Source organism: Pseudomonas sp. HS-18 (genome assembly GCF_020401845.1).
In the GTDB taxonomy this organism is placed as follows: Bacteria; Pseudomonadota; Gammaproteobacteria; order Pseudomonadales; family Pseudomonadaceae; genus Pseudomonas; species Pseudomonas nitroreducens.
In genome coordinates this window covers 5,223,418-5,249,147 of sequence record NZ_CP084413.1, presented here as the reverse complement: position 1 = coordinate 5,249,147, position 25,730 = coordinate 5,223,418, and the positions used below count along the sequence as shown (strand labels likewise).

Sequence of the window (25,730 nt, the reverse complement as noted above, 5' to 3'; positions counted from 1 at the left end):
GATCGAAAGCGCCGGATCAGGCGTCGGGGGCAGGGCGGCAAACGAGCACGCTTCCGCCAGCCCGGACCTGCGATCTGGCTGCCGCACTGTCTGGATAGCGCCTTTGGAAGGAGTTGCCGGCGCGCCGGGTCCCGCTGGCGCCACTCAGTGCAACTTCGCCCACTATAGGTGGTGAGACTCGCCGCGCAAGGCGGCTCATCGGTCCGCGCTTATGGGGGAACATTCGCCAGACAGTGACAGAGGCAACTGTCAGTTCCGTGACAGTCGCTTCGCCGCGCTGCTGACTAGACTGCGCCATCGAACAACAACAACGAAGAGGCTACCGACCATGCACGCCGCTCATCCGCTGCCCACCGTGAACGTCAAGGACCAGGTCTCCGCCGCCGAATGGCAGACCCGCGTGGACCTCGCCGCCTGCTACCGCCTGATCGCCCTGCAGGGCTGGGACGACCTGATCTTCACCCATATCTCGGCCAAGGTCCCCGGCACCGAGGACTTCCTGATCAACCCCTACGGCATGATGTTCCACGAGATCACCGCGTCGAGCCTGGTGAAGGTGGATGCCTCGGGCAAGAAGCTGATGGACAGCCCCTACGACATCAACCCGGCCGGCTACACCATCCACAGCGCCATCCATGATGTACGCCACGACGTCGCCTGCGTGCTGCACACCCACACTGCCGCCGGCATCGCCGTTTCCGCGCAGAAGCAGGGCCTGCTGCCGATTTCCCAGCAGTCGCTGTTCGTCCTTTCCAGCCTGGCCTACCACGGCTACGAAGGCGTGGCGCTGAACCATGACGAGAAGGCGCGGCTGCAGGCCGACCTGGGCGAAGCCAACTTCATGATCCTGCCCAACCATGGCCTGCTGACCTGCTCCGCGACCATCGCCGACACCTTCCTGATGATGTTCACCCTGCAGCGCGCCTGCGAGATCCAGGTGCTGGCCCAGGGCGGCGGCGCCGAGTTGATCATGATTCCGCAGCAGATCCTCGATGGCGCCCGCGCCATGGCCGCAGCCGTTACCAAGAGCAAGCAGGGCATGGGCGGCGCGCTGGCCTGGCCGGCACTGCTGCGCAAGCTCGACCTGCAGAACCCCGGCTACCGCGACTGATGGCGCTGGCCGGCATCACTCTGCGCGACTGGCGCGCGCAGGGCTGCGACTTCACCTTCCGTGGCCACCCGATCAGGTACTGGAGCGCCGGCAGCGGCGCTCCGCTGCTGTTGATCCACGGATTTCCCACGGCATCCTGGGACTGGCATTTTCTCTGGCAGCCACTGGCCGAGCGCTACCGGGTTATCGCCTGCGACATGCTCGGCTTCGGCGACTCCGCCAAACCCACGGGGCACGACTACCGCATCCTCGAACAGGCCGACCTGCAGCAGGCGCTGCTGGAGCACCTGGGTGTGCAGGAACCGGTGCACCTGCTGGTGCACGACTACGGCAACAGCGTCGGCCAGGAGCTGCTGGCGCGGCACGAAGAGGGAGCTTTCAAGCTGGCTTCGCTGGCCTTCCTCAATGGCGGGCTGTTTCCGGAGACTCATCGCGCCGTGCTGTCGCAGAAACTCCTGCTCAGCCCGCTGGGTGGTTTCTTCGGCAAACTCTTCGATCGCCGGCGACTGGCGCAGAACTTCGCCAAGGTGTTCGGCCCTGGTACGCAACCGTCCGAAGCGGAACTGGATACCTTCTGGGAACTGATCCGCCACAACGACGGGCCGAAAGTCATGCACCGGCTCATCCACTACATCCTCGACCGTCGCGAGCACCGTGAGCGTTGGGTCGGGGCGATGCAGCGCACCGACGTGCCGCTGCGGCTGATCGACGGACCGGAGGACCCGATCTCCGGCGCGCACATGGTGGTGCGCTATCGCGAACTGATACCGCATCCCGATACGGTGGAGTTGCCCGGTATCGGCCATTACCCGCAGGTCGAGGCGCCGGAGCAGGTACTGCAGCATTATCTGGCCTTTCGACAGGAGCGTGCCGAGCAGGTACGGACTGATCCGCCCGTAGATTAGGAACTGGCTGATAGGCACACTCTGAGTGGCAGCGGTAGCTTCCCCGGCTTTGTTCCGCCGGAGGCCGCTACCATGCCACTCAGATCCGTCATTCCCGTCCGCCAGCCGCAAGGCTCGCTGCGCTACCGGGTGTTGCTGCACATGCGCCAGGACTTCGTCTGGATCGCCATTCCGCTGCTGTTGCTGCTGCTGGCGGCCAGCGCGGCCGGTTGTTACTACGCCTGGCTCCTGCAGCACTGGGCGCCTGCCGCTGGCGCTGCGTTGGCGATGCTTGCGGCGGTGGGGCTGGTGCTGTTCTGGAGCGAGTACGACTGGTGGCTGTTCAAGCTCGGCCCGCGCGGCAACCTGAACATGCCCATGCGCTGACGGATCATCCCCTGGCCTTATCGGGCACCATTCAGCCGTGGTCGTCTTGGTTGTGACCGGATCGTGACTGCCGGACACTTGATGAAAAACCATCCTGTCTGGAGCCCCAATCATGAGTGATGCCCTGCACTTCGACGGAAAAGTCGTGATCGTTACCGGAGCCGGTGGCGGCATCGGCCGTGCCCACGCCCTGCTGTTCGCCAAGTACGGCGCCAAGGTGGTGGTGAACGACCTGGGCGGCAGCACCCATGGCGAAGGCGCCAATGCCTCGGCCGCCGACCGCGTGGTCGCCGAAATCCGCGAAGCCGGTGGCATCGCCATCGCCAACCACGACTCGGTGACCGATGGCGAGAAGATCGTGCGCCAGGCCGTCGAGGAATTCGGCCGCATCGACGTGGTGGTGAACAACGCGGGCATCCTGCGCGACAAGACCTTCCACAAGATGGAAGACGCCGACTGGGACCTGGTCTACAAGGTCCATGTCGAGGGCGCCTACAAGGTAACCCGTGCCGCCTGGCCGTTCATGCGCGAGCAGGGCTATGGCCGCGTGATCTTCACCTCGTCCACCTCCGGCATCTACGGCAACTTCGGCCAGAGCAACTACGGCATGGCCAAGCTCGGCCTCTACGGCCTGACCCGCAACCTGGCCATCGAAGGCCGCAAGAACAACATCTTCGTCAACGCCATCGCCCCCACCGGCGGCACCCGCATGACCGAAGGCCTTATCCCGCCGCAGGTATTCGAGCAGCTCAAGCCCGAGCTGGTCAGCCCGCTGGTGGTGTACCTGGGCAGCGAGGCCTGCCAGGAAACCTCCGGCCTGTTCGAAGTGGGTGGCGGCTGGATCGGCAAGGTGCGTTGGGAGCGCAGCCTGGGCGTGGGCTTCGACCCGCGCAAGGGCTTCAGCGTCGAGGACGTGGCGGCCAACTTCGCGCAGATCTGCGACTTCGAGAATGCCGCGCATCCGAAGGACAACGTCGAGGCGCTGCGCGAAATGATGGCGAACCTGCAGAAATACGTCAGCTGATCCGGTCAGCCTGACCGGCGGAACCGCCAGCGGGGCTGTTCCGGGGCGGTGAACGCAGTAAGGTGAAAGGGCCGGCTGAATGCCGGCCCTTCGCTTTTCCGCTTCCAGGCTCGAGGAGTTCGCCATGAGCGTGATAATCCAGAAGAACGGCCCGGTGACCACCCTGGTCATCGCCCGCCCTGCGGTGCGTAACGCTGTGGACCTGCCCACTGCCCAGGCGTTGGCCGATGCCCTGCGCGAGTTCGAACAGGACGACGAAGCCCGCGTCGCCGTGCTCACCGGTGCCGGCGGGAACTTCTGTGCCGGCGCTGACCTGGGGGCATTGGCGGAGGGCGGTGAGCGACGCAACCGACTGGAAACCGAAGGTGATGCCCCCATGGGGCCGAGCCGGATGCAGTTGTCCAAGCCGTTGATCGCCGCCATCGAGGGCTACGCCGTGGCGGGCGGCCTGGAGCTGGCGCTGCTGGCGGACTTGCGGGTGATGGCCGAGGACGCGGTCTGTGGGGTTTTCTGTAGACGCTTCGGCGTGCCCTTGATCGATGGCGGCACTGTGCGTTTGCCACGGATCGTCGGCCAGGGCAGGGCGCTGGACCTGATTCTTACCGGCCGCCCGGTGGGCGCACAGGAAGCCTTCGCCATGGGCCTGGCCAACCGTGTGGTGGCCACCGGCACGGCACTGGAGGCGGCGGAAGAGCTGGCGCGGGAGATCGCCGATTTTCCGCAGAGCTGCATGCTGGCCGACCGGGCGAGCGTGTTCGCGCAATGGGAGCTGTCGTTCGACGTGGCGCTGGCCAACGAATTCCAGGGTGGAATGGCGGTGATCGAAAGTGGCGAGACGGTGGACGGGGCGAAGCGCTTTGCCGGCGGAGCGGGGCGGCACGGAGAGTTCTGACAGGGATTCTGACGATAGGAGCGAGCTTGCTCGCGAACCCGGTCAGCGCTGGTCCTGCCGGTAAGTCTGTTTGCGAGCAAGCGTGCTCCTACAAATACTGGCTTACACCGCGTTGCGCATGGCTCCAGGCAGCTGAGGAGAGGGAAAGCCCGAGTGCCGGGGCTTCCCATCACCCCAACTGGCCGATCAATCGCGCTCGATGATCACGTAGGTCTTGCGCGTGGTTTCCTGGATGTCCCAGATGCCGAGGCTGTTCTGCGGCAGGAGGAAGGCGTCGCCGGCCTGGAAGGCGATCGGCTCGCCGCCGTCCGGGGTGAAGGTGCCGCGGCCGGAGATGAAGTGGCAGAACTCCTGCTCGACGATCTGGCGGCGCCAGCGACCGGGGGTGCATTCCCAGATGCCGGTTTCCACGCCGTCCGGACGCTCAACAGATTCCACGCGGGTCTCGGAAATCGGCTCGCCCAGGGGCACGGCGACCGGGTTCGCCTCACCGAGTTGAGCGTGCAGGGTGTCTTTCAGGTGGGTCAGTTTCATACGGGGCTCCAGTGGGCTTTCTATTCGGGGACTGGCTATTCAGAAGAGGTCGGTGAATCAGCCGACCTTCCAGGTCATCAGGTTTTCCATGCTGGCGGCGACCTTCTCCGCCAGCCGGCGACGCCAGGGCGCGCTGTTCGGGTTGGCCAATACATCGTCCTCGTGCACGAAGCTGCGGATGATGGCGTTGTAGCCGATCCAGCGGCAGGGTTCCGGCTCCCAGCCGCGCAGGCCGTCCTGCACGCTGCGGTCGTTTATGACCCAGGGCTGGCGGGTGAGGGCGCTGTCCTGGCCGAGGATCAGGTCGGCCAGCGTGCGGCCGCCCAGGTTGGTGGCGCCGACGCCTTCACCGCCGTAGCCGCCGGCGAGGGCGATGCCGTTGCGGCGGTCGACCAGCATGTGCGGGTGGAAGCGCCGCGACATGCCCAGGTTGCCGCCCCAGGTGTGGGTGATGCGCACGTCCTTCAATTGCGGGAACAGTTCGCTGAACAGGTAGCGGCGCAGCTCCACTTCATCATTGGTCAGGCTGAAGTCGTTGCGCAGCTTGCCGCCGAAGCGGTAGCCGCCACGGGCGCCAAAGGCCAGGCGGTTGTCCGGGGTGCGCTGGCCGTAGGTGACCTGGCGGCTGAATTCGCTGAAGGCCTGGCCCTTGTCGAGGCCGATCTCCGCCCAGACCGATTCGGGCAGCGGCTCGGTGGCCACCAGCAGGCTCTGCACCGGTAGCTGGTAGTTGCCCAGCGGGGGCAGGTCGGCGGCGTAGCCTTCGATGGCCGGCACCACCCATTGTGCTTTCAGTTCACCCTGCTCGGTGCGCAGCAGGCCGGGTGCCCAATGCGTGACGCGGCTCTTCTCGAAAATCTGCGTACCCTGGCGTTCAACCGCCCGGGCCAGGCCACGCACCAGCTTGGCCGGGTCGATGGTGGCGCAGTGCGGAGTGTGGATGGCGCCCAGTGCGCTGGGAATGCGCAGCTGTTCGGCCAACTCGCTCTTGCTCAGCCAGCGGTAGTCGTCCTCGGTCAGGCCTTCGCTGTGCAGATGCTTGAGGTAGTCGCGCAGACGGGTTTCCTGCTCCGGGTAGCGCGCGGCGGTGTAGAGCACGCCAGCCTTGCGGTAGTCGCAGTCGATGCCTTCGCGGTCGAGGACGCGGGCCACTTCATCGGGAATGTCGTGCAGCAGGTCGTAGGACGCGCGGCGCTGCTCGGGCGACAGGCCGGCGAGCAGACGGTCTTCGCCGAGCATGTTGCCCATCAGCCAGCCGCCGTTGCGACCGGATGCGCCGAAGCCGGCGGTCTCGGCCTCGACGATGGCGATCTTCAGCTGCGGCGCGCGCAGCTTCAGGTAATAGGCAGTCCACAAACCGGTGTAGCCGGCACCGGCGATGGCCACATCGACGTCCAGGGTGCCCTGCAGGGATGGCCGCGGGACGAGATCATCGTCCAGCTGGTTCATCCACAGACTGATATGACGCCATGCCGACATAGACGACTCCAAAAGGAAGAAGGGGGAATGTCGGCAAGCCTAGATTTGGCGCGGGGTTCTGTCGTGCGCGCGGGTACGCGAGGATTGCTCGCGTACCCGCCGGCAGGGGCGCATCAGGCCTCTGCCTGTTCCTCGCGCAGGCGTTTCAGATACTCGCGGGGAGACTGGCCGGTCTGCTGGCGGAAGCAGCGATAGAAGGCCGAGAGCGAGTTGAAGCCGGCGGAGAAGGCCAGTTCGTCGATGCGCGAAGGCAGCGGCGGGCGCAGCTGGCTGAGCAGGTGGGTCAGGCGGGTCTGGTTGACGTACTGGTAGAAGCTCAGGCCCATCACCTGGTTGAGCAGGTAGGAAATCTGGTTGCGCGTGTAGCCGGTGGCAGTGGCCACCTGGGTCAGGTCCAGGTCCGGCGCCAGGTACGGCTGGCTCTTGCTGAAGTAGTCCTCCAGGTCGCTGGCCAACTGGCTGAGCTGGCGCGGCGAGAGGCCCAGGCGGCTGGTGGCCGGACGCGGGTCGATGGCCTGTGGACGGCTTTCGCCGCCTTCGCGCACGACCGAAGCATATTCGTTGATGCGCCAGATCAGGCCGTCGCGCACGGTGATCGCTTCGCTGGAGTGGAAGGTCGCCAGGCGGCCGCTCAAGGTGACCGCGATGCGGTACTGGATGAAGGCGGTGTCGCCGTCCACGCGGATGCGGTCGATGTGGTCGAGGAACTCTTCCGGGCGGCTGGGCATGGTGGCCTGCACGTAGTCGCGCAGGTCGGTGTAGCCCAGGGTGCGGTTCTGGAAGAAGTCGTTGTACTGCACCTGCGCGTGATACAGCGTGAGCACCGCTTCGAGGTCGCGATGCTTCCAGTACTGATGGTAGCGCAGCACCACCTCGCGGGTCTGCTCGGTCAGGTGGCTGTCGGTCGGGCGTTGGTCGATGGCATGCATAGGGGGCTAAGGATGCCCCAGACAGCGCTTCTCGGGTAGTGGAAAAGCACCTGCCGGGCGCAAGGCACTATCCATCGTCTCGATGATCCGTCATCGCTTGCGCCAATATCGCCCGCCAGAGCCCATGGCAGAGGGGGGATTCACTCTTTCGGGCGACACGCCAAATACCACCTTGGAGCGCTTACTCCCCGTCAGGTCGCTCAGTAGGGTAAGGCCACCTAGACACCGTCAGGAGAGCCGCATGACAACAAAAACAAGGCGCGGATTCTTCCAACCGCAACTTCTCGCCACTGCTGTCGCCCTGGGATGCGCCACCCAGGCTCAGGCAATCAACTTCAATATCGGGGAGATCGAAGGTCAGTTCGATTCCAGTCTGTCCGTGGGGGCCAGCTGGAGTACCCAGAGTCCGAAAGAGGACCTGATCGGGGCCGCCAACGGCGGCCACGGCATGACCCAGACCAACGACGATGGCCGTCAGAACTTCCGCAAGGGCCATACCTTCTCGAAGATCTTCAAGGGCATCCACGACCTGGAGCTGAAGTACGGGGACTTCGGCGTCTTCACCCGGGGCAAGTACTGGTATGACTTCCGTCTGAAGGATGAAGGCGTAGCCTTCAAAGACCTTTCGGACGACGGCCGCAAGGAAGGCGCCAAGGCTTCCGGCGCCCAGTTGCTCGATGCCTTCGGCTACTACAACTACGCGATTGCCGACATGCCCGGCACCGTGCGCCTGGGCAAGCAGGTGGTGAGCTGGGGGGAGAGTACCTTCATCGGCAACAGCATCAACACCATCAACCCCATCGACGTCTCCGCCTTCCGTCGTCCTGGTTCGGAAATCAAGGAAGGCCTGATCCCGGTGAACATGCTCTACCTGTCGCAGAGCCTGACCGACAGCCTGTCCGTCGAAGGTTTCTACCAGCTGGAGTGGGACCAGACGGTGCTCGACAACTGCGGCACCTTCTTCTCCACCACCGACGTAGCGGCCGACGGCTGCAAGACCAACTACAACATCCTCGACCCGGCCACGGTCAACTCGCTGAACGCCCCGGCGACCAAGGCGCTGCTCAATTCCCTGGGCGTCACCGTCACACCCGAAGGCCTGATGGTGCCGCGCGGCGCCGACCGCGACGCACGTGATTCGGGCCAGTGGGGCCTGGCCCTGCGCTGGCTGGGCAGCGATGTGGAATACGGCGCCTACGCCATGAACTACCACAGCCGCACGCCCATCGTGAGCATGAAGAACGCCGGCACCGCCGACATCGGCAACGTGCTCCGCGCGCTGTCCGTACCGGGTGGTGCAGCACTCGCACAACCGCTGCTGCTCGGTCGCGGCAATTACTTCCTCGAGTACCCGGAAGACATCCGCCTCTACGGCCTGAGCTTCTCCACCACCCTGCCCACCGGCACCGCGTGGAACGGCGAGATCAGCTACCGGCCGAACATGCCCCTGCAGCTCAACACCACCGACATGACGCCATTGCTCGCCACTACCGTGGTCGGCGGCTTCACCAGCGGTGGCGCTGCCGGTGCGCTGGCCCAGGCCGGCCGCGTCAGTCACGGCTATGTGCGCAAGGAAGTGACCCAGGCGCAGACCACCTTCACCCACTTCTTCGACCAGACCATGGGCGCGGACCGCCTCACCCTGGTGGGCGAAGTCGGCATGACCTACGTGGGTGGCATGACCAATGAGGTCGGCGAGCGCTACGGCCGCGACTCCGTCTACGGCGTCCCGGAGAACGCCACCGCGCGTAACGAGTATGGCAGCGGCGGCTTCTACACCTCGTCCTCCTGGGGTTATCGCGCCCGCGCCATCTGGGACTACAACAACGTCTTCGCCGGGGTGAACCTCAAGCCGAACATCGCCTGGTCCCACGACGTGCACGGTTACGGCCCGGTCTTCAACGAAGGCAGCAAGGCGGCCAGCGTCGGCATCGATGCGGACTACCAGAACACCTACACCGCGAGTCTGAACTACACGAACTTCTTCGGCGGCGATTACAACACCATCGTCGACCGGGACTTCCTGTCGCTCAGCTTCGGCGTGAACTTCTGACCTGCCTGCTCAAGGAATCGACATGAGAACGACAAGAATCCTCCAATGCGGCGCGCTGGCCCTGAGCCTGCTGTCCGGTGGCGTGATGGCGGCGGTGTCCGCCGACGAAGTGGCCAAGCTGGGTACGACCCTGACGCCCATGGGCTCGCAGAAGGAAGGCAACGCCGACGGCAGCATCCCGGCCTGGACCGGGGGCATCTCCCGCACCGCCGGCAAACTCGACGGCAAGGGCTTCCTTTCCAACCCCTTCGCCGACGAGAAGCCGCTGTTCACCATCACCGCGCAGAACGCCGATCAGTACAAGGACAAGCTCTCCGCCGGCCAGTTGGCGATGTTCAAGCGCTACCCGGATACCTACAAGATCCCGGTGTACAAGACCCACCGCACCTTCGCGCTGCCCGACGACATCTACGCCGCCATCAAACGCAGCGCCGAGTTCGTCCAGCCGATCAACGATGGCAACGGCCTGGAGAACTTCGAGAAGAGCCGCTACTACGCCTTCCCGTTGCCGCAGAACGGCGTGCAAGCGCTGTGGAACCATCTGACCCGTTACCACGGCGGTAACATTTCCCGCACGGTAGTACAGGTGGTGCCGCAGACCAACGGCAGCTACACGCCGATCCGCTTCGAAGAATCGATCGCGGTGCCGCAGAGCATGACTGACCAGGACGCCGGCAAGACCGGCAACATCCTCACCTACTTCAAGCAGCAGGTAACGGCGCCGGCACGCCTGGCCGGTAACGTCCTGCTGGTGCACGAGACCCTGGACCAGGTGAAGGAACCTCGCCTGGCGTGGATCTACAACGCCGGCCAGCGCCGTGTTCGCCGTGCACCGCAGGTGGCCTACGACGGTCCGGGTACCGCCTCCGATGGCATGCGCACCTCGGACAACTACGACATGTTCTCCGGCGCGCCGGATCGTTACGACTGGAAACTGGTCGGCAAGCGCGAGATGTACATCCCGTACAACAGCTACCGTCTGAACTCGCCGGACCTCAAGTACGACGACATCGTCAAGCCGGGTCACATCAACCAGGACCTGACCCGTTACGAACTGCACCGCGTGTGGGAAGTGGTCGGCACCCTGAAGTCCGGCGAGCGCAACATCTACGGCCAGCGGCATTTCTACCTCGACGAGGACAGCTGGCAGATCGCCGTGTCCGAGCTGTATGACGGCCGCGGCCAGCTATGGCGCGTCGGTGAAGGCCACGAGATGACCTTCTACACCGAACTCGCCACCGGCTACGCCGCTGAGTCGCTCTACGACATCCTCGCCGGCCGCTACGTGACCTTCGGCCTGAACAACGAAGAGAAGCGCGGCTATCAGTTCGGCCAGAAGGCCAGCATGGCCGACTTCACCCCCGCAGCGCTGCGTAACGCCGGCGTTCGCTGATCCCGCAGTCCGCTCCTTGGCCCCGGCATTCCAGGTGGATGCCGGGTTTCTTTTTTTGCGCTGCGGTCAAGCGGCGCGCCCTCTACTTCGGGCCTGGGCGCAGTCTGCGCTATACCGTCCCATGAGTCTGGCTGATGGTCCTTTGCCCGCTCTGCCCACGGGCATAGTCTGGCCTGCAAATGGCCGGAAGAAGCCCATGTCGACAATCGCCCAGCACAGCGCGGCGCTGCCTCGCCTGCCCCGCCAGCACCTGCCCCGCGAACGGCTGCACGCCAGCCTGAGTGCCACCGAGTGCCGCTTGCGCCTGCTGGTGGCGCCGCCCGGTTGCGGCAAGACGGTGCTGATGAGCGAATGCGCACGCCTGGTACCGACCGGAACTCGCGTGGTCTGGCTGGGGCTGGGAGGGAGGGCGTTGCAGCCGGAGCAGTTCTGCGAGCGGCTGGGCGAGGCACTGGGCGTGCCCTGGGCCGGCGAGGCGGCACTGGCGAGCTGGCTGGAGAACGCCAGCGAGCCGGTCTGGCTGATGCTCGATGACTATCCCCGCGCGCCCGATCCCGCTCTCGACGACTGCTTCGACCGCCTGCTTGCCGTCGCTTCTCCGCTGATCGGCTGGTGGCTGGCCAGCCGTCGTCGCCCGGCCTGCAACCTGACCCGCCTGCTGCTCGAAGGCGAGCTGCTGGAGCTGGGTGCCAGCAGCCTGGCCCTGACCCAGGGCGAGCTGGACGCCTACCTGCAGACCGCCGGCCTGGAGTGGCCCCAGGCCCAGCGCCAGGCGCTGCAGGACGCGACCCATGGCTGGTTCGCCGGCGTGCGCCTTCGCCTGCTCAGCCTGGGCAATGAGCCCATCGCGCCCTGCGCTACACTGGTCGCCGAGACCGGCAACGGCCTGCTGCAGGATTACCTGCAACGCGAAGTCCTGGCGAGCCTGCCGGCAGAGCTGGCGGAGACGCTTTGCGGCCTCGCGCAGATTGCCCGCTTCAACCGCGAGCTCTGCGATTACCTGTTCGATGAGCCCGGTCTTGGCCTGGACGGCTTGCAAGCCTGGGGAGTGCTGATCGAAGCGGTGGACAACACCCAGCACTGGTTCCAGGTGGCACCCATGCTCGCGACGGCGCTGGCCAGCCTGTCACGCTGGCCGGCGGCGACCCTGCATCGGCGCGCCTGCCAGTGGTTCACCCAGTGCGGTGAGATCCACTCGGCTTTCGAGCATTCTCTGTACGCCGAGCAGCCGGATGTTTCTGCCAGCCTGCTGCAACGCCTGACCGAAGAGCAGCTCTTGCACGGTCGCAATGTCGAGCGTGTGCTGCAACTGCGCGAATCGCTGCCCGAGGAGTTGCTGTGCAGCACTCCGCGCCTGCTCATCCTCAACGCCTGGACCCTGTTGTTCGTCGGTCGCCTGGATGACGTGGAAGCGCTGCTGGCCGGCTTCGATCGTTTCCTGCCGATGCCCGGCGAGCACCGCCAGCGTGCGCTGATCGCTCAGTGGCAAGGGCTCAACGGCATGCTTACCCATGCCCGTGGCCTGCGTGGCTCCCGCGAGCAACTGCGCGAGGCATTGGCGTACCTGCCGGAGGAGGCCTGGGCGCAGACCCTGATCTGCCTGTCCGCGCTGACCCAGCAGGCCCAGGCCGAAGGGCGCCTGGCCGAGGCACGGCTGATCAACCGCGAGGCGCTGCGGCGAGCGCGCCTGCAAGGCAGCACCACGTTCGAAGCGCTGCTGGAACTGGATCGTGCCCAGTGGCTGGAGCAGCGCGGCGAACTGCAGCGGGCCGATGCGCTGCTGGCGCGGGTGCAGGAATACCTTGATGAGATGCGCATCACCTGCAATGCCATGGCCGGCCGTGTTGCTCTGCGCCGCGGCTGGCTGTGCCTTCGCCAGGGGCGTGACGACGAGGCCCGCGAACTGTTCATTGCCGGGTTGAACGAAACCCGCCGCAGCCACGACCCGAGCTCGATCTATGGCTTCACCGGTATGGCCTGGCTGGATGCGCTGGACGGCGACACCGACGGCGCCTTCAGTCGCCTGCTCGAGGTCGAGCGGCTGATGCAGCTGCAGCATGTCCCGGAACCCATCTACCGTGGGCCGCTGCTGCTCGCCAGCGGCGCGTTGAACCTGCGGCAGAACCGGGCGGGGCCGGCGCGGGAGGTCCTGCAACGCGTGGCTGCGCGCTACCGTAGCGACTCTCTCTGCCCGCCGGCGGCGGCGCCGGACCAGATCCTGCGGGTCGAGCACCACCTAGCGCTGGCCGAGCTCTACGACGGCGACGTGGATGCCGCGCAGCAGAGGCTGCTGGCAATGTTGCCTGACCTGCTGCGTCAGGGACGCAACACCCTGGCCTGCGACGTCTGGCTGGCGCTGGCCGAAGCACATTTCATCGCCGGTAGCCTGGACGAAGCGCGCAGCGCGCTGGACGAGGGCGTTGCTCTGGCCCAGCGTTTCGGCCTGGTCTCCACCCTGCGCGACACCCAGCGCAGGCAGCCGGGCCTGTTCGGTCTGCGCCCGCATGCCGGCGAGATGGCCCCGCACAACCTGCTGAGCCTGCGTGAGCTGTCGGTGCTGGAATTGATCGCCCGAGGGTGTTCGAACCTGGAAATCGGCGAGCGGCTGTACATCTCCCTGCACACGGTGAAGACCCATGCGCGCCGGATCAACGGCAAGCTCGGCGTGGAGCGACGCACCCAGGCGGTGGCGCGGGCGAAGGAATTGGGGTTGTTGAAGGTCTGAGGCGTCAGTGCAGTGCCTTGGGCGGCACGCTGATGTCGGCCAGACGCTGGGCCAGGCGCATCTGCTCGGCGGCGTCGTCGCTGAGCAGCATGGCCCGTTCGAGGTCGTAGCGTTCCGCCTGCGGGCAGTCCAGCACGTGGTAGAGGTCGGCGCGCGCGAGATGATCGCTGGCGCTGGGCGGCCCCAGTTCCAGCACGCGCTGGGCATCTTTCAATGCCGCCAGCGGTTCCCCGGCGGCGAGGTGCAGTTGACGCAGATTGCGTGACAGGCGCTGGAGCATGTCGGTGGCGCTGGCCGTCCGCAGGTGCTCGGCGGACAGCTCGACGTTGGTTCCCATCTGGCGCGCCAGCAGGTCGCGGCAGTCGCGGGTATAAAGACGGCGGCCGGTGGTCGGGTCGAGCAGGTGGTCGGCACCGGGCACCCGCAGGAGGAAGCGGCCAGGGAAATTCACGCCGACCAGGGTGATGCCGTTGCGGCGCGCCATCTCCAGGGCGATCAGCGCCAATGACAGCGGTTGGCCGTGGCGGCGTTGCAAGACCTGGGGGAGCAGGGCGGCGCGCGGGTGCAAGGGGTGCTCGTCATCCTCGGCAAAGCCCAGTTCGCTCAACCGGCGCAGCAGGAACTGCGCGCGCTCCGCATCGCCGGTACCCTGCGGCAGCGCCACTGCGACTTGGTGCGCGAGCGAGTCGAAGAGCCGCAGCGCATGCTCCGGCGGCAGGTGCGGCTCGTGCTCGGTGGCGATCCACAGAGCGGCTTCGAACAGGGCGGGCGGGTCCTGGGCAAGGCAGGCAAGGCAGGCTTGACGCGGGTCCATGGCGTTCTCCGGCTGACTTTGCGGTTGTAACCGGAGCAATGGGCACTCGTCCAGTGGTGCGGTCGTCGCCCGTGAAGGTGATGTGACAGGCGCTGCCTATACTCAGGAGGGTCCTTCGACGGACCGTTGTCCACCCACAGCAAGGGAGCGCCGCCATGTTCGACATGATGGAAGCCACCCGGCTCGAGTCGCTGCATCTCTTCCAGGACCCGGCCACGGGACTCAAGGCCATCATCGCCATCCACAACTCCCGGCTCGGGCCGGCCCTGGGGGGCTGTCGCTACCTGCCCTATCCGAGTCAGGATGCCGCACTGCGCGACGCCGCACGCCTGGCCCAGGGCATGAGCTACAAGGCGGCGCTGGCCGGCCTGCGCCAGGGGGGCGGCAAGGCGGTGATACTGCGCGCGCCTCACGTCAACAACCGTGGCGAACTCTTCGAGGCTTTCGGCCGCATGATCGACACCCTCGGCGGCGCCTACATCACGGCGGTGGACAGTGGCACCTCCAGCGCCGATATGGACTGCATTGCCCAGTTCACCCGTCATGTCACCAGCACCACCAGCGGTGGCGATCCTTCCCCGCATACCGCACTGGGCGTTTTCGCCGGCATTCGTGCCAGCGCCCAGGCGCGCCTGGGCAGTGATGATCTCGATGGGCTGCGTGTAGCGATTCAGGGGCTGGGGAACGTGGGCTATGCGCTGGCCGAACATCTGTCGGCCGCAGGGGCGGAACTGCTGGTCAGCGACATCGACGCAGGCAAGGTCCAATTGGCCGTGCAACAACTGGGCGCACGGCCGGTGCCCAACGAAGCGCTGCTCACCACGCCATGCGATATCCTTGCGCCCTGTGGGTTGGGCGGTGTGCTGACGTCGCAGGTGGTCGGCCACCTGCGCTGCGCTGCCGTCGCCGGGGCGGCCAATAATCAGCTGGCGCACCCTGAGGTGTCGGATGAACTGGAGGGCAGGGGCATCCTCTACGCGCCGGACTACGTGATCAACTCCGGTGGCTTGATCTACGTGGCCCTGCAGCACCAGGGCGAGTCACTGCCGACCATTACCGCGCACCTGTCTCGTATCGCCGAGCGCCTGACCGAAGTCTATGCCCACGCACAGGCCGATCATCTGTCGCCGGCCCGGGTAGCCGACAAGCTGGCTGAGCGGATTCTCTACGGGGAATATTCGGGGCACTGAGCTTCGTGCCGCCGTACGTCACTCCTCGGCGGCGCCCTCGCTGAAGATGTCGTTGAGCGCATCGGGCTGGTTCTTGAAGGCCCGGGCGAAGGCGTCGCGATTCTTGGCCATGAAGATGCCGATCTCCTCGAGCTGATCTTCCTTGAGCGAAGGCACCGCCTTCTCCAGTACCTCGGCCAGCGTTTCCGCCAGTTCCAGCATCTTGTCGTGCCGGTCGGCTTCTGCCTTATCCATGAACAGGCGCTCCGGATCGCGGCTGCTGCGGTACACCACTTCGACGGCCATTCATCACCTCTGTGCCTTCTCTTTGATTGGGGGGAGCAAATTTACTGGTTGTTTATACAGTAAATTGATTGCGCAATGCTACTGCTGGTGTGCGAATCGTTGTCAGCAGCGTAGACGCAGGAAGGGGAAGTGCCTGTATCTGGCCACCATCGGTGGGCGGCCCAAAGCGGTGCGCACGCCCTGTGGGCGCGCGCCAGCGAGCCAGGTGACTGGCGCAATGAATCGTCAGTCAGATGGCTCTGAGGGAAGCAATTCTTGCAGAGGGGAACGTCAGGACGCGATCGGCAGGCCTTTATCGCCGCGCGTCATGGCAGCCAGCAGCTGCGGCGCTGTGCCGCCTTGCTCGATGGCGATGCCGAACCGGATGCTCTGGATAAAGCGCTGGAGTTGCTCCGGGTCCTGCAGCTGGGGATTGCGGATCAGGCGGCGCGCGGTCACACCCTCTTCGGTGGAGAGGGTAAGGACGATGCTGCCGTCGGGCCGTTCAACGCTGAAGTTGACGCGGTATTGGTCCTGAAAGGCGTCGGTCAGCGTCTGAAAGGGACTATCCATCACTCGTTCCTGCCTGTTGTGGGGCGTGCCTCTGGATGGACCGGGGCGCAGCCGAAAAAGTTCGCAGTCATATTCGCGCAGTCGATCTGTGCCATGACTGTGCAAGATCAATGGCGTAGCACTTGCAGGCTTCACGCCAACCAAGCCTTGTATTGCGGAGAACCGACGAATGAAACAGAACTGGGCCGAGCGCCTGAGCGAACGGATGCACGGCTGTGCCGAATCCCTGGGCAATCTGCTGGTGGAGGGCTTCCACTACCTGGCGCTGTTCGCCATCGGGGGCACGGTGTTCTGGTCGGCGGCGGTGGCCTTCGGCGAGATGGTCGGCAAGGGCCATGCGAGCATCGACGACATCCTGCTGCTGTTCATCTACCTCGAACTGGGTGCGATGGTCGGCATCTACTTCAAGACCAACCACATGCCGGTGCGCTTCCTGATCTACGTGGCGATGACCGCGCTGACCCGGCTGATGATCGCCGACATCCAGCACAACCACGTGCCCGACGACGGCATCATCCTGGTTTCGGTGGCATTGTTGCTGCTGGCGCTGGCGATCCTCGTGGTGCGTTACGCCTCCTCGCGCTTTCCCTCGCCGAGTTCCTCGCAACGGGGGGGCGGTGAGCGCGATCTGATCAGCGACGACGAGCGCTGATCGCCCGCCGGCTTGATCCAGAGCCGCCGCTCGGGCGGCGGATGCACTACCATCGGTGCATCCGCCGCCTGAGAAGACCACTCCATGAAGGGATGGAAGCTGTTCGCACCCCTGCTGATCCTGGTGATCATCGCCATCACCCTTTACCTGCGCCTGCACACCCAGCCGCTGTTGCTGCAGGGTGAAGCGGACGCCACCAACGTCATTGTCGCCTCCAAGGCCAAGGGTCGGGTCGAAGTGCTGCATGTGCGGCGTGGCGACGACGTGAAGCAGGGCCAGGTGCTGATTTCCCTCAGCAGTCCGGAGCTAGAGGCCCAGCTGGATTCCCTGCGCGCTGCACGTAACCAGGTGCAGGCCAATCTCGACGAATCTCTCCATGGCACCCGCGAGGAAACCCTGCGCGCCCTGCAGGCCAGCCTGTCCCAGGCCCAGGCCGAGCTGCGCAATGCCGAGCTGGAGTACCAGCGCAATGAAGAACTGGCCGGGCGCGGCTTCGTTTCCCAGGCGCAGATGGACCTTTCCCGTCGCGGCCGCGACGTGGCGCGCAACCGCGTTGCTGAGGCCCAGGCCAATCTCGACCAGGGCAACCAGGGCGACCGCGAGGAGCGCCGGCAGGCGCTGGAAGCTGCCGTGCGCCGGGCCGATGCGCAGATCCTCGAACTGCAGGCCCAGACCGACGACCTCAACGTGGTGGCACCGGTGGACGGCGAGGTCGGGCCGATCCCGGCGGAGCAGGGCGAACTGGTCAATGCCTACAGCCCGTTGCTCACGCTGGTGCGCCTGTCCGACAGTTATTTCGTCTTCAACCTGCGGGAGGACATCCTCGCGGATGTGAAGAAAGGCGATGAAGTGGCCATCCAGGTTCCGGCATTGAAGGGCGCCGAGGTGAAGGCCAAGGTCAGCTATATCGCACCTTTGGGCGACTTCGCGACCAAGCGTGCCACCCGTGCCACCGGTGACTTCGACCTGAAGACCTTCGAGGTCCGCCTTTATCCGGAGCAACCGGTGCCAGGCCTGCGACCCGGGATGAGCGCGCTGTGGCAGTGGAAGCAGTAAGAAGCAACCTGCGGCGCTTCGCCCAGGCCTTCGGTAGCGAGACGCGGGTCGCCCTGCGCAGCTGGACCATCCACTGGCTCGGCTGGCTCTGGCCGTTGCTGCTGTTCGTGGTGATCAGCGGCGTGTACCAGGCGGGCACGTTGCTGGACATGCCGGTGGCGGTGGTCGATGCCGACCACAGCAGCCTGTCGCGACGCATCGTTCGTGAGCTGGATGCCGGCTCCCACGCCAAGGTCGAGGTGCTCGGCGGCGGCCTGCAGGAAGGCCTGCGCCGCCTGCGCATGGCCGACGACTATGCGCTGCTGTATATCCCCCGCGACTTCGAGGCGGATGCGCTGTCGGGTCGCCAGCCGGTTGCCGAGCTCTACTACAACTCGCTGTTCTATTCCGCCGGCTTCTACTCGACCCAGGATTTCAGCGGCCTGATGAGCTCGGTCAACGCCGAGTTGCGCCCACGCCTGGCCGTGGGCATGGATCGCAGCATGCCGGCGCTGGCCAGTATCAGCGTGTCCTATGAAAGCCTGTTCAATGCCAGCGGCAACTACATCTACTTCCAGCAGTTCGCCGCCATCGTGCATCTGCTGCAGCTGTTCGTGATCGTTGCCACGGTGCATGTGCTGGCCCGGGAGGCACCGGAGCTGCGCGCGTCCTCGCCACACATCCTGCGGGCCAAGGCCCTTGGGGCGCGTCTACTGGGCAAGATGGCGCCCTACACGTTGCTGTTCAGTACGTTGCTGATGGTCGAGTTGTTCCTGCTGGTGGAGATCAATGGCGCGCGGATCAACGGCAATCCGTGGTGGATGCTGGCGATCACCGTCTGCTATGTGGCAGCGGCGCAGAGCGTGGGGCTGATGCTGTTCATCTTTACTGCCAACCGCTTCAGCGCCTATTCGCTGATCGGCCTGCTGATCGGTGTGGCGCAGACCTATTCCGGCGTGTTGCTGCCGGAGCTGGCGATGCCGCAGATCGCCCGCATCATCTCCGAGGCCGAGCCGCTGACCCATACCCTGCACGGCCTGTTCGACCAGTTCCTGCGCAGGGCGCCGGCCGAGTCCGGGCTCTATACCTGCTGCAAGCTGCTGCTCTACCCGCTGATCGCCTACATGATCGCCAAGATGCGCCTGCGCCGGCGCCTCGACCTGAGCCCGGCGTAAGGAACCGCCATGCAGAACTTCTGGACCGTCTTCCGCCAGTCCCTGGGCAACATGCTCGGCAAGCCGCTGTGGCTGTTGATGGTGTTGTCGGTGACGCTGACCACCCTGCCATACGCCCATCGCACCATGGACGACCTGCCGGTGGCGGTGATCGACATGGATCACAGCTCGGTGTCCCGCGAGCTGATCCGCCAGCTCGACGCCGCGCCGAAGATCGCCGTGCGTGCCTACGACCAATTGCCTGAAGCCCAACGCGATCTCGCCTGGCGCGAGCTGTTCGGGATCGTGGTGATTCCCGTGGACTTCGAGAAGCGCGTGCTGCGTGGCGAGGCGGTCACCGTGCCGATCTTCGGCGATGCCACCAACCGCATGGCCAACGGGCAGATCCAGCAGGATATCAGTGCCACCTACACCGAACTGTCGCTGCGCTACAACCGCGAACGGCTGATGCGCGGGGGCTTCTCCGAGCAGCAGTCGAACGTCCTGCTGCAACCGGCCATCGGCCAGCTCACCGACCTGTTCAACCCTGGCACCAGCTTCGCGGCCATTGTGCTGCCGGGGCTGGTGACGCTGATCCTGCAGCACAGCCTGTTGCTTTCCTGCACGCGGGTGAATCTCAACCTGCGCGGCGGCACGCCGCGTTCGCTGCGCCAGCCGGCGTCCACGCGCTTTGGCCGGTACGCCGCCCAGCTGTCGATCTGGACGGTGCTGGCGATGCTCTTCTATGTGATCTGGCCGTGGATGATGGGTTACCGGCAGACCGCGTCGTTCTTCATGCTGATGGGGCTGGTGTTGCCGTTCCTGCTGGCGGTGATCGCCATGAGCGAATTCATCGCCGAGGTGCTGCCCTCGGAAGAGGCGGTCTACCTGACCATGACCTTCATCACCCTGCCACTGTTCTACATGGCCGGCTTCACCTGGCCGCCCCAGGCCATGCCGCAGTGGGTGCAACTGCTGGCCGACGCGATACCGTCCACCTGGGCGATTCGCGCGGTGGTGGAAATGAACCAGATGAACCTGCCGCTCTCTGCCGTTGCCGACAGGATTCTCATCCTGTTCGCCATGGCGGCGGCCTACGGTTTACTGGGTACTCTGGTCTACCAGTACCGCAACTGGCGCTGGGACCAGCTCAAGGGCTGGTAGGCGGCCACTTTCGTTCTGCCCCCTGTTCGACGGCGTGCTCAGCGCCGCCACCGACACCCTGGTGCTGCCGTATACGGTCTATCGCCAACAGCGCGACGGCAATATCGAGCTGACGCGCGACTGATCCGTCTAGAGTGAGAGTTCCTACCTCTGCGGGAGCGCTGTGATGAATCCATTGAATGGCAAGGTTGCGGTGGTCACCGGCGCGGCCAGTGGCATCGGCAGGCAGATCGCCCTGACGCTGGCACAGGCGGGCGCGGCCGTGGCCATCGCCGACTTGCAGCAGGTCGCCGCCCAGCGTGTGGTGGACGAGATCGGGGCAGCCGGCGGAAAGGCCTTGGCGGTGGTCATGGACGTCACCGACGAGCAGGCGGTGGACAATGGCATCGATCAGGTGGCCGCCACTTTCGGCGGCATCGACATCCTGGTCTCCAACGCCGGTATCCAGATCGTCAACCCGATCCAGGACTTCGCCTTCGCTGACTGGAAAAAGATGCTCGCCATCCACCTGGACGGCGCCTTCCTCACCACCCGCGCCGTGCTGCGCCATATGTACCCGGCCAAGCGCGGCGGCGTGGTGATCTACATGGGCTCGGTGCACTCCCATGAAGCTTCGCCGCTGAAATCCGCCTATGTCACCGCCAAGCACGGCCTGCTCGGGCTGGCCCGTACCCTGGCCAAGGAGGGCGGGCCGCAGGGCGTGCGCTCCCATGTGGTCTGCCCCGGCTTCGTGCGCACGCCGCTGGTGGAGAAGCAGATTCCCGAACAGGCGAAGGAACTGGGCATCAGCGAGGAAGCGGTGGTCAAGCAGGTGATGCTCGGCGGCACCGTGGATGGCGAGTTCACCACCGTGGAGGATGTGGCGCAGACGGTACTGTTCCTGGCCAGCTTCCCCTCGGCGGCGCTCACCGGGCAGTCGGTGCTGGTCAGCCATGGCTGGGGGATGCGCTGAAGCGCAGGTGTAGCGCCAGAAAAAAGCCCCGGCTCAATCGATAGGCGAGCCAGGGCTTGGGGACAACATCTGCGCCGGCAAGCGCTCCGGTTCTGCTGGAATTTCTGCCTGTTCCGGGGTCGGGGCTGGTTGATTCGGCGCAGCAGTAGATTCCCCTGGATCGGGGCCGAGCGATGTAGTGGGTTTACCGTTCGGTCTGTCAGGCAATTCTCCATCGGCTGGCGCGTCCGATTTGCCGTCGGGCGATTGCCGCTGGCTCGTCGTCCCCGGTGGCGACAAATGGCACTTCCGTCCCTGCCGATGATCGTCACGACACACATGGTGCTTGCCGTGGCGGGGCCGCCATGGCGCATCGTGTTCAAACAATAATATTTCGTATTTAAGATGAAAAGCCTGATGCTGCTTGCCGGTACCGCGGCGGTGGTGGGCAGTGGAGGCCTGGGCCTGCGCGAATCGCCCTGGCTGGCGCAGTAGCGCACCTCGGTGGGCGAGCGCCGACGCATCGCCCTGCCTGATGGTGGTTGGCTGCAACTCAATACCGACAGCGTCGTGGATATAGCCTACGACGCCCACACTCGACGCGTGCGCCTGTCCGCCGGCGAGATGCTGGTACAGACCGCTCCGGACAGCGCCGGCCGTGCCTTCTGGGTCGATACGCCGCTGGGGCGCCTGCAGGCGCTGGACACGCGATTCGCCGTACGCCTGGACGGCAGCGATGCGCGGCTTTCGGTGCAGGAGGGTGCGGTGGCGGTCATGCTGGCGCTGCGCCATGAGTCGGCCGGTGTCATCGAGGCCGGCCGCCAGGCCCGTTTCGACCGCAAGGGGCTGTACGGTGAAACGACGCTGGAGGCCGATTCGCTGGCGTGGAGCGAGGGCTACCTGGTGGCGCGGCAATGGACGCTCGGCTGCCTGTGTGCCGAACTGGCGCGCTATCGCCCCGGCGTGCTGCGCTGCGATCCGGCGGTTGCCAAGCTGGCCATTTCCGGCGTGTTCTCCCTGGACCAGCCCGAGCAGGCCATTGCCGCGCTGCAACGCAGCCTGCCAGTGCGCGCGCACTACCGTACGCGCTGGTGGGTGACGCTGGTGCCGTTGGCCTGAGGCCAATGTCCAAGGCTCCCGAGGCGAGCCTGTTCGTTTGCGCAACGCTCCGCTGGCAATCACACCGCCTTGGGCAGCGGTGCGAAGAGTGCGTCGATATCCGCGTCGTCCAGTTGCCAGTCGGCGCCGGTACCTTCGAGGATGCCGGCGGCCAGCGCGGCCTTGTCGCGCTGCAGCCGCTGGATCTTCTCTTCCACCGTGCCGCGGGCGATCAGCTTGTAGACGAATACCGGCTTGTCCTGGCCGATGCGGTAGGCACGGTCGCTGGCCTGGTTTTCCGCGGCCGGGTTCCACCAGGGGTCGTAGTGGATCACGGTATCGGCGGCGGTGAGGTTCAGGCCTACACCACCGGCCTTCAGGCTGATGAGGAACAGCGGCACGCGGCCTTCCTGGAAATCCTTCACCGGCGCGCGGCGGTCGCGGGTGTCGCCGGTGAGCAGGGCGTATTCCAGGTTGCGTTCGGCCAGCGCCTCGCCGATCAACGCGAGCATCGAGGTGAACTGCGAGAACACCAGTACGCGGCGGCCTTCGGCGAGCAGCTCTTCGAGCATGTCCAGCAGGTAGACCAGCTTGCCCGAGGTCACCGCGCGGGCGGATTTGCCGGTGGGCGGCGGCGCTTCCTTGTTCACCAGGCGGATGTCGCAGCAGACCTGGCGCAGCTTGAGCAGCGCCTCGAGGATGATGATGCGGCTGCGCGCCAGGCCTCGGCGGGCGATCTCGTCGCGCACTTTGCGGTCCAGCGCCAGGCGCACGGTTTCGTAGAGGTCGCGTTGCGCCTCGCTGAGTTCGATGTGCTGGATGAACTCGCTCTTGGGCGGCAGCTCCGAGGCGACCTGTTCCTTGGTGCGGCGCAGCAGGAACGGGCGGATGCGCGCGGCCAGGTGCGCCAGGCGGCCCTGGTCGCCGTGGCGCTCGATGGGCGTGCGGTAGTCCACGGCGAACTGCCGGGCGTCGCCCAGCCAGCCCGGCAGCAGGAAGTGGAACAGCGACCACAGCTCGCCCAGGTGATTCTCCAGCGGCGTGCCGGTCAGGCACAGACGATTGCGCGCGCGCAGGTGGCGCGCGGCCTGGGCCGCCTTGGTGGTGGCGTTCTTGATGTTCTGCGCCTCGTCGAGGATCAGCAGGTGATATTCGTGCTGCCCGAGCTTCTCGGCATCGCGCGGCAGCAGGGCATAGGTGGTGAGGATCAGGTCGTGCTCGGCGATCTTCGCGAACGCCTTGCGCCGGCCGGCTCCGTGCAATGCGAGCACGCGCAGCTGCGGAGTGAAGCGCTCGGCTTCGTCGAGCCAGTTGGGGATCAGGCTGGTGGGCATGATCACCAGCGCCGGGCTGGTCAGGCGCCCGGCCTGCTTTTCCAGCAGCACGTGGGCGAGGGACTGCAGCGTCTTGCCCAGGCCCATGTCGTCGGCGAGGATGCCGCTGGCGCCGACTTCGCGCAGCGTTTGCATCCAGCTCAGGCCCTCGTGCTGGTAGGCGCGCAGCTCGGCGTTGAGGCCGGCGGGGATCTGCGCCGGTTGCGCGCGGTAGTCGCGCAGGCGATGCGCTATTTCGCGCAATTGCTCGCCGCCCTGCCAGGTCAGCGGCAGTTCCTCCAGTTCAGTCAGGCGCGCGGCGTCCGGCGCGCCCATGCGCAGGCGGCGTACCGGCAACTGTTCGCCGAGATAGAACTCGGACAGCGTGCCGAGCATCGGCTTGAGCTTGCCGAAGGGCAGCGAGACGCGCAGCGGTCGGTCCGAGGCGGTCTGCCAGGTGTGGATCGGGTTGCGCCCGGCATCCAGGCGCAGCACCAGTTGTTCATCGTCGGCATGGCGGGCGAGGGCGACCGGGTCGAGCAGCGCGGGCATGCGCCGGATCAGTTCGATCAGCGCCGGCAGCAGGCTGATGCGTCGGCCTTCCACCTCGATGCCCAGTTCCAGGTCGAACCACTGGCGGTCGTCGGTTTCCTCAATCTCGGCGTACCAGTTTTCCACCGGCGTGAGGTCGAAGACGAACTCCGGGCGGATGTCGATTTCCCAGCCCTGCTCGCGCAGCCGGGGCAGGCCCTCGCGCATGAACTCTTGCCAGGCGCTGTCGTCGGGCAGTTCGAACATTTCCCCGGCGCTGTCTTCCAGGGCGTCGCTGCGGCGCATCGCCGGCTTGAAGCCGAGTTCGCGCAGGTCCAGGCGCCAGGCTTGCTCCAGTTCCAGTTCGCGGCTGACACGGACGATCTGGTCATCGCGGAATACCCGGATCTCGCGGCCCGAGCGCGGAGTGACGCTGCCCGAGACCGGCATGTCGCCATACAGGAAGGCCAGCGCGGCGCGGTGCCGGGAGATGTTCTGCATGCGCCCGCTGCGCAGGTCGAAGCCGCTGTGCACGTGGCTGCCCAGGGTCAGCCGTGGCCGGGGCGCGAGTTCGTCGCGCTCCACGGCAGGCAATGGAGATTCGGCGGGTGGCTTCATCCGAGTGTCCTTCCGGCAGTCCAGCCGAGTACGCAAACGCCCGATGATACCGCGATTTTTCTCGGGCGGGACGCGGAAGGAAACCGGCGGTCAGCGGGCGAAGCGTTTCGCCCCGGCGACGCACAGCACCACGGCGACGGTGGCACCGGCCATCAGCGGGCTGATCTGCTCGTGCAGCAGCAGGCCGGCCAGCGCCAGGCCGAAGAACGGCTGCAACAGCTGCAGCTGGCCGACCGCGGCGATGCCGCCGGTGGCCAGGCCGTGGTACCAGAAGAAGAAGCCGATCAGCATGCTGAACAGCGACACGTAGCCCAGGCTCAGCCAGGCCGGCCAACTGGCGCCGCTGAAGGTCTGCGGCTGGGTGTACCAGGCCAGCGGCAGCATCAGCGGCAGGGACAGCACCAGCACCCAGCAGATCACCTGCCAGCTGCCCAGGTGACGGGCGATGCGGCCACCCTCGGCGTAGCCCAGGCCGCAGACGACGACGGCGGCCAGCATCAGCAGGTCGCCGGTGAAGTTGCCCGCGCCGCTCTGCGACAGGGCGAAGCCGGCCACCACGGCGCTGCCCAGCAGCGAGCAGATCCAGAACGCCGGGCGCGGCTGCTCGCCGGCGCGGATCACGCCGAACAGCGCGGTAGCCAGGGGCAGCAGGCCGACGAAGACGATGGCGTGGGCAGAGTTGACGTGCTTGAGCGCGAGCGCGGTGAGCAGCGGGAAACCCACCACCACGCCGCCGGCCACCACCAGCAGGGGAATCAGGTCCTTGCGCGCCGGCAGCCTCTGCCGCAGCAGGATGAGGATCGCCGCCGCCAGCAGGCCGGCGATGCTGGCGCGGGCCAGGGTGAGGAAGGTCGGATCGAAGTGGGCTACCGCTACCCGCGTTGCCGGGAGCGAGCCGCTGAAGATGAGCACGCCGAGAAAGCCACTGAGCCAGCCGCTGAGGTGGCTGTTCGAGGCGAGGGTGTGGGAGTTGTTCATGGGT

The 25,730-nt window shown here is 65.9% G+C and carries 23 protein-coding genes; 15 read left to right on the top strand and 8 right to left on the bottom strand.

Features of this window, described 5'->3' with window-relative positions; genetic code table 11:
- Positions 1-328 precede the first annotated feature (328 nt).
- From LDJ84_RS24445 to LDJ84_RS24425, 5 genes are all read left to right on the top strand, one after another.
- On the top strand, positions 329-1,111 hold the full coding sequence (locus LDJ84_RS24445; protein WP_024762699.1) for a class II aldolase/adducin family protein: 783 nt from the start codon (positions 329-331) through the stop codon (positions 1,109-1,111).
- Complete coding sequence (locus LDJ84_RS24440; protein WP_024762700.1) at positions 1,111-2,016, top strand: alpha/beta fold hydrolase; 906 nt, start codon at positions 1,111-1,113, stop codon at positions 2,014-2,016. The genes LDJ84_RS24445 and LDJ84_RS24440 overlap by 1 nt, the downstream gene beginning before the upstream one ends.
- A gap of 72 nt (positions 2,017-2,088) precedes the next feature.
- Positions 2,089-2,382 carry a hypothetical protein gene (locus tag LDJ84_RS24435; protein ID WP_024762701.1) on the top strand — a complete coding sequence of 98 codons (294 nt, stop codon included), beginning with the start codon at positions 2,089-2,091 and terminating at the stop codon, positions 2,380-2,382.
- A gap of 112 nt (positions 2,383-2,494) precedes the next feature.
- A complete protein-coding gene (locus tag LDJ84_RS24430) occupies positions 2,495-3,406 on the top strand; it encodes an SDR family oxidoreductase (protein WP_024762702.1) in 912 nt (303 codons plus the stop codon).
- A gap of 124 nt (positions 3,407-3,530) precedes the next feature.
- Entirely contained in the window at positions 3,531-4,298 is a 768-nt protein-coding gene (locus LDJ84_RS24425; protein WP_226045542.1) for a crotonase/enoyl-CoA hydratase family protein, read from the top strand.
- Between the two features lie 186 nt (positions 4,299-4,484).
- Here the strand turns inward: LDJ84_RS24425 and LDJ84_RS24420 are convergent, their stop codons facing one another.
- The 3 genes from LDJ84_RS24420 to LDJ84_RS24410 all read right to left on the bottom strand — a co-directional run bounded on the left by LDJ84_RS24420 (position 4,485) and on the right by LDJ84_RS24410 (position 7,240).
- Complete coding sequence (locus LDJ84_RS24420; protein ID WP_038803573.1) at positions 4,485-4,832, bottom strand: cupin domain-containing protein; 348 nt, start codon at positions 4,830-4,832, stop codon at positions 4,485-4,487.
- A gap of 57 nt (positions 4,833-4,889) precedes the next feature.
- Complete coding sequence (locus LDJ84_RS24415; protein WP_024762704.1) at positions 4,890-6,311, bottom strand: NAD(P)/FAD-dependent oxidoreductase; 1,422 nt, start codon at positions 6,309-6,311, stop codon at positions 4,890-4,892.
- Between the two features lie 113 nt (positions 6,312-6,424).
- Positions 6,425-7,240, bottom strand: a complete 816-nt coding sequence (locus LDJ84_RS24410; protein WP_037006572.1) for an AraC family transcriptional regulator — start codon at positions 7,238-7,240, stop codon at positions 6,425-6,427.
- A gap of 241 nt (positions 7,241-7,481) precedes the next feature.
- Here LDJ84_RS24410 and LDJ84_RS24405 point away from each other — a divergent pair, with 241 nt between their 5' ends.
- From LDJ84_RS24405 to LDJ84_RS24395, 3 genes are all read left to right on the top strand, one after another.
- Positions 7,482-9,293: a DUF1302 domain-containing protein gene (locus LDJ84_RS24405; RefSeq protein ID WP_024762706.1), complete on the top strand. Its 1,812-nt coding sequence runs from the start codon at positions 7,482-7,484 to the stop codon at positions 9,291-9,293.
- A gap of 22 nt (positions 9,294-9,315) precedes the next feature.
- Complete coding sequence (locus LDJ84_RS24400; protein WP_084358705.1) at positions 9,316-10,686, top strand: DUF1329 domain-containing protein; 1,371 nt, start codon at positions 9,316-9,318, stop codon at positions 10,684-10,686.
- Positions 10,687-10,882: 196 nt separating this feature from the next.
- Positions 10,883-13,411 (top strand): LuxR C-terminal-related transcriptional regulator, encoded by a 2,529-nt coding sequence (locus LDJ84_RS24395; RefSeq protein ID WP_024762708.1) that lies wholly within the window; start codon positions 10,883-10,885, stop codon positions 13,409-13,411.
- A gap of 4 nt (positions 13,412-13,415) precedes the next feature.
- Here LDJ84_RS24395 and LDJ84_RS24390 read toward each other — a convergent pair whose 3' ends face one another.
- Positions 13,416-14,225, bottom strand: coding sequence for a SirB1 family protein (locus LDJ84_RS24390; protein ID WP_024762709.1), 810 nt, complete (start codon positions 14,223-14,225; stop codon positions 13,416-13,418).
- A 155-nt stretch (positions 14,226-14,380) separates the two neighbouring features.
- On the opposite strand from LDJ84_RS24390, the gene LDJ84_RS24385 reads away from it, so the two are divergent.
- Positions 14,381-15,415 carry a Glu/Leu/Phe/Val dehydrogenase family protein gene (locus LDJ84_RS24385; protein WP_024762710.1) on the top strand — a complete coding sequence of 345 codons (1,035 nt, stop codon included), beginning with the start codon at positions 14,381-14,383 and terminating at the stop codon, positions 15,413-15,415.
- Between the two features lie 18 nt (positions 15,416-15,433).
- On the opposite strand, the gene LDJ84_RS24380 is transcribed toward LDJ84_RS24385, so the two are convergent.
- Together LDJ84_RS24380 and LDJ84_RS24375 are read right to left on the bottom strand one after the other, a co-directional pair.
- A complete protein-coding gene (locus tag LDJ84_RS24380) occupies positions 15,434-15,700 on the bottom strand; it encodes a YebG family protein (protein WP_024762711.1) in 267 nt (88 codons plus the stop codon).
- A gap of 270 nt (positions 15,701-15,970) precedes the next feature.
- Positions 15,971-16,252 carry a DUF3509 domain-containing protein gene (locus LDJ84_RS24375; RefSeq protein ID WP_024762712.1) on the bottom strand — a complete coding sequence of 94 codons (282 nt, stop codon included), beginning with the start codon at positions 16,250-16,252 and terminating at the stop codon, positions 15,971-15,973.
- A 169-nt stretch (positions 16,253-16,421) separates the two neighbouring features.
- On the opposite strand from LDJ84_RS24375, the gene LDJ84_RS24370 reads away from it, so the two are divergent.
- The 6 genes from LDJ84_RS24370 (at position 16,422) to LDJ84_RS24345 (ending at position 22,307) form a co-directional block, all read left to right on the top strand.
- Complete coding sequence (locus LDJ84_RS24370) at positions 16,422-16,904, top strand: phosphate-starvation-inducible protein PsiE (protein WP_024762713.1); 483 nt, start codon at positions 16,422-16,424, stop codon at positions 16,902-16,904.
- Between the two features lie 84 nt (positions 16,905-16,988).
- The gene (locus tag LDJ84_RS24365; RefSeq protein WP_065086658.1) at positions 16,989-17,960 is read left to right on the top strand and encodes an HlyD family secretion protein; all 972 of its coding nucleotides are present in this window, start codon (positions 16,989-16,991) and stop codon (positions 17,958-17,960) included.
- Positions 17,942-19,114: an ABC transporter permease gene (locus LDJ84_RS24360; protein WP_024762715.1), complete on the top strand. Its 1,173-nt coding sequence runs from the start codon at positions 17,942-17,944 to the stop codon at positions 19,112-19,114. Before LDJ84_RS24365 ends, LDJ84_RS24360 begins: the two co-directional genes overlap by 19 nt.
- Before the next feature lie 9 nt (positions 19,115-19,123).
- The gene (locus LDJ84_RS24355; RefSeq protein WP_054910113.1) at positions 19,124-20,257 is read left to right on the top strand and encodes an ABC transporter permease; all 1,134 of its coding nucleotides are present in this window, start codon (positions 19,124-19,126) and stop codon (positions 20,255-20,257) included.
- A 166-nt stretch (positions 20,258-20,423) separates the two neighbouring features.
- On the top strand, positions 20,424-21,209 hold the full coding sequence (locus LDJ84_RS24350) for a 3-hydroxybutyrate dehydrogenase (protein WP_226045541.1): 786 nt from the start codon (positions 20,424-20,426) through the stop codon (positions 21,207-21,209).
- A 483-nt stretch (positions 21,210-21,692) separates the two neighbouring features.
- Entirely contained in the window at positions 21,693-22,307 is a 615-nt protein-coding gene (locus tag LDJ84_RS24345; protein WP_226045540.1) for a FecR domain-containing protein, read from the top strand.
- 59 nt (positions 22,308-22,366) lie between these two features.
- On the opposite strand, the gene LDJ84_RS24340 is transcribed toward LDJ84_RS24345, so the two are convergent.
- Positions 22,367-24,397, bottom strand: a complete 2,031-nt coding sequence (locus LDJ84_RS24340) for a DEAD/DEAH box helicase (RefSeq protein ID WP_128082470.1) — start codon at positions 24,395-24,397, stop codon at positions 22,367-22,369.
- Between the two features lie 441 nt (positions 24,398-24,838).
- A complete protein-coding gene (locus LDJ84_RS24335; protein WP_226045539.1) occupies positions 24,839-25,726 on the bottom strand; it encodes a DMT family transporter in 888 nt (295 codons plus the stop codon).
- Positions 25,727-25,730: the final 4 nt, after the last annotated feature.

Excerpts from the sequence above, each read along its gene's own strand:
- LDJ84_RS24445 (WP_024762699.1), top strand. The coding sequence starts at position 329 with ATGCACGCCGCTCATCCGCTGCCCACCGTGAACGTCAAGGACCAGGTC.
- LDJ84_RS24440 (WP_024762700.1), top strand. The coding sequence starts at position 1,111 with ATGGCGCTGGCCGGCATCACTCTGCGCGACTGGCGCGCGCAGGGCTGC.
- LDJ84_RS24435 (WP_024762701.1), top strand. The coding sequence starts at position 2,089 with ATGCCACTCAGATCCGTCATTCCCGTCCGCCAGCCGCAAGGCTCGCTG.
- LDJ84_RS24430 (WP_024762702.1), top strand. The coding sequence starts at position 2,495 with ATGAGTGATGCCCTGCACTTCGACGGAAAAGTCGTGATCGTTACCGGA.
- LDJ84_RS24425 (WP_226045542.1), top strand. The coding sequence starts at position 3,531 with ATGAGCGTGATAATCCAGAAGAACGGCCCGGTGACCACCCTGGTCATC.
- LDJ84_RS24420 (WP_038803573.1), bottom strand. The coding sequence starts at position 4,832 with ATGAAACTGACCCACCTGAAAGACACCCTGCACGCTCAACTCGGTGAG.
- LDJ84_RS24415 (WP_024762704.1), bottom strand. The coding sequence starts at position 6,311 with ATGTCGGCATGGCGTCATATCAGTCTGTGGATGAACCAGCTGGACGAT.
- LDJ84_RS24410 (WP_037006572.1), bottom strand. The coding sequence starts at position 7,240 with ATGCATGCCATCGACCAACGCCCGACCGACAGCCACCTGACCGAGCAG.
- LDJ84_RS24405 (WP_024762706.1), top strand. The coding sequence starts at position 7,482 with ATGACAACAAAAACAAGGCGCGGATTCTTCCAACCGCAACTTCTCGCC.
- LDJ84_RS24400 (WP_084358705.1), top strand. The coding sequence starts at position 9,316 with ATGAGAACGACAAGAATCCTCCAATGCGGCGCGCTGGCCCTGAGCCTG.
- LDJ84_RS24395 (WP_024762708.1), top strand. The coding sequence starts at position 10,883 with ATGTCGACAATCGCCCAGCACAGCGCGGCGCTGCCTCGCCTGCCCCGC.
- LDJ84_RS24390 (WP_024762709.1), bottom strand. The coding sequence starts at position 14,225 with ATGGACCCGCGTCAAGCCTGCCTTGCCTGCCTTGCCCAGGACCCGCCC.
- LDJ84_RS24385 (WP_024762710.1), top strand. The coding sequence starts at position 14,381 with ATGTTCGACATGATGGAAGCCACCCGGCTCGAGTCGCTGCATCTCTTC.
- LDJ84_RS24380 (WP_024762711.1), bottom strand. The coding sequence starts at position 15,700 with ATGGCCGTCGAAGTGGTGTACCGCAGCAGCCGCGATCCGGAGCGCCTG.
- LDJ84_RS24375 (WP_024762712.1), bottom strand. The coding sequence starts at position 16,252 with ATGGATAGTCCCTTTCAGACGCTGACCGACGCCTTTCAGGACCAATAC.
- LDJ84_RS24370 (WP_024762713.1), top strand. The coding sequence starts at position 16,422 with ATGAAACAGAACTGGGCCGAGCGCCTGAGCGAACGGATGCACGGCTGT.
- LDJ84_RS24365 (WP_065086658.1), top strand. The coding sequence starts at position 16,989 with ATGAAGGGATGGAAGCTGTTCGCACCCCTGCTGATCCTGGTGATCATC.
- LDJ84_RS24355 (WP_054910113.1), top strand. The coding sequence starts at position 19,124 with ATGCAGAACTTCTGGACCGTCTTCCGCCAGTCCCTGGGCAACATGCTC.
- LDJ84_RS24350 (WP_226045541.1), top strand. The coding sequence starts at position 20,424 with ATGAATCCATTGAATGGCAAGGTTGCGGTGGTCACCGGCGCGGCCAGT.
- LDJ84_RS24340 (WP_128082470.1), bottom strand. The coding sequence starts at position 24,397 with ATGTTCGAACTGCCCGACGACAGCGCCTGGCAAGAGTTCATGCGCGAG.
- LDJ84_RS24335 (WP_226045539.1), bottom strand. The coding sequence starts at position 25,726 with ATGAACAACTCCCACACCCTCGCCTCGAACAGCCACCTCAGCGGCTGG.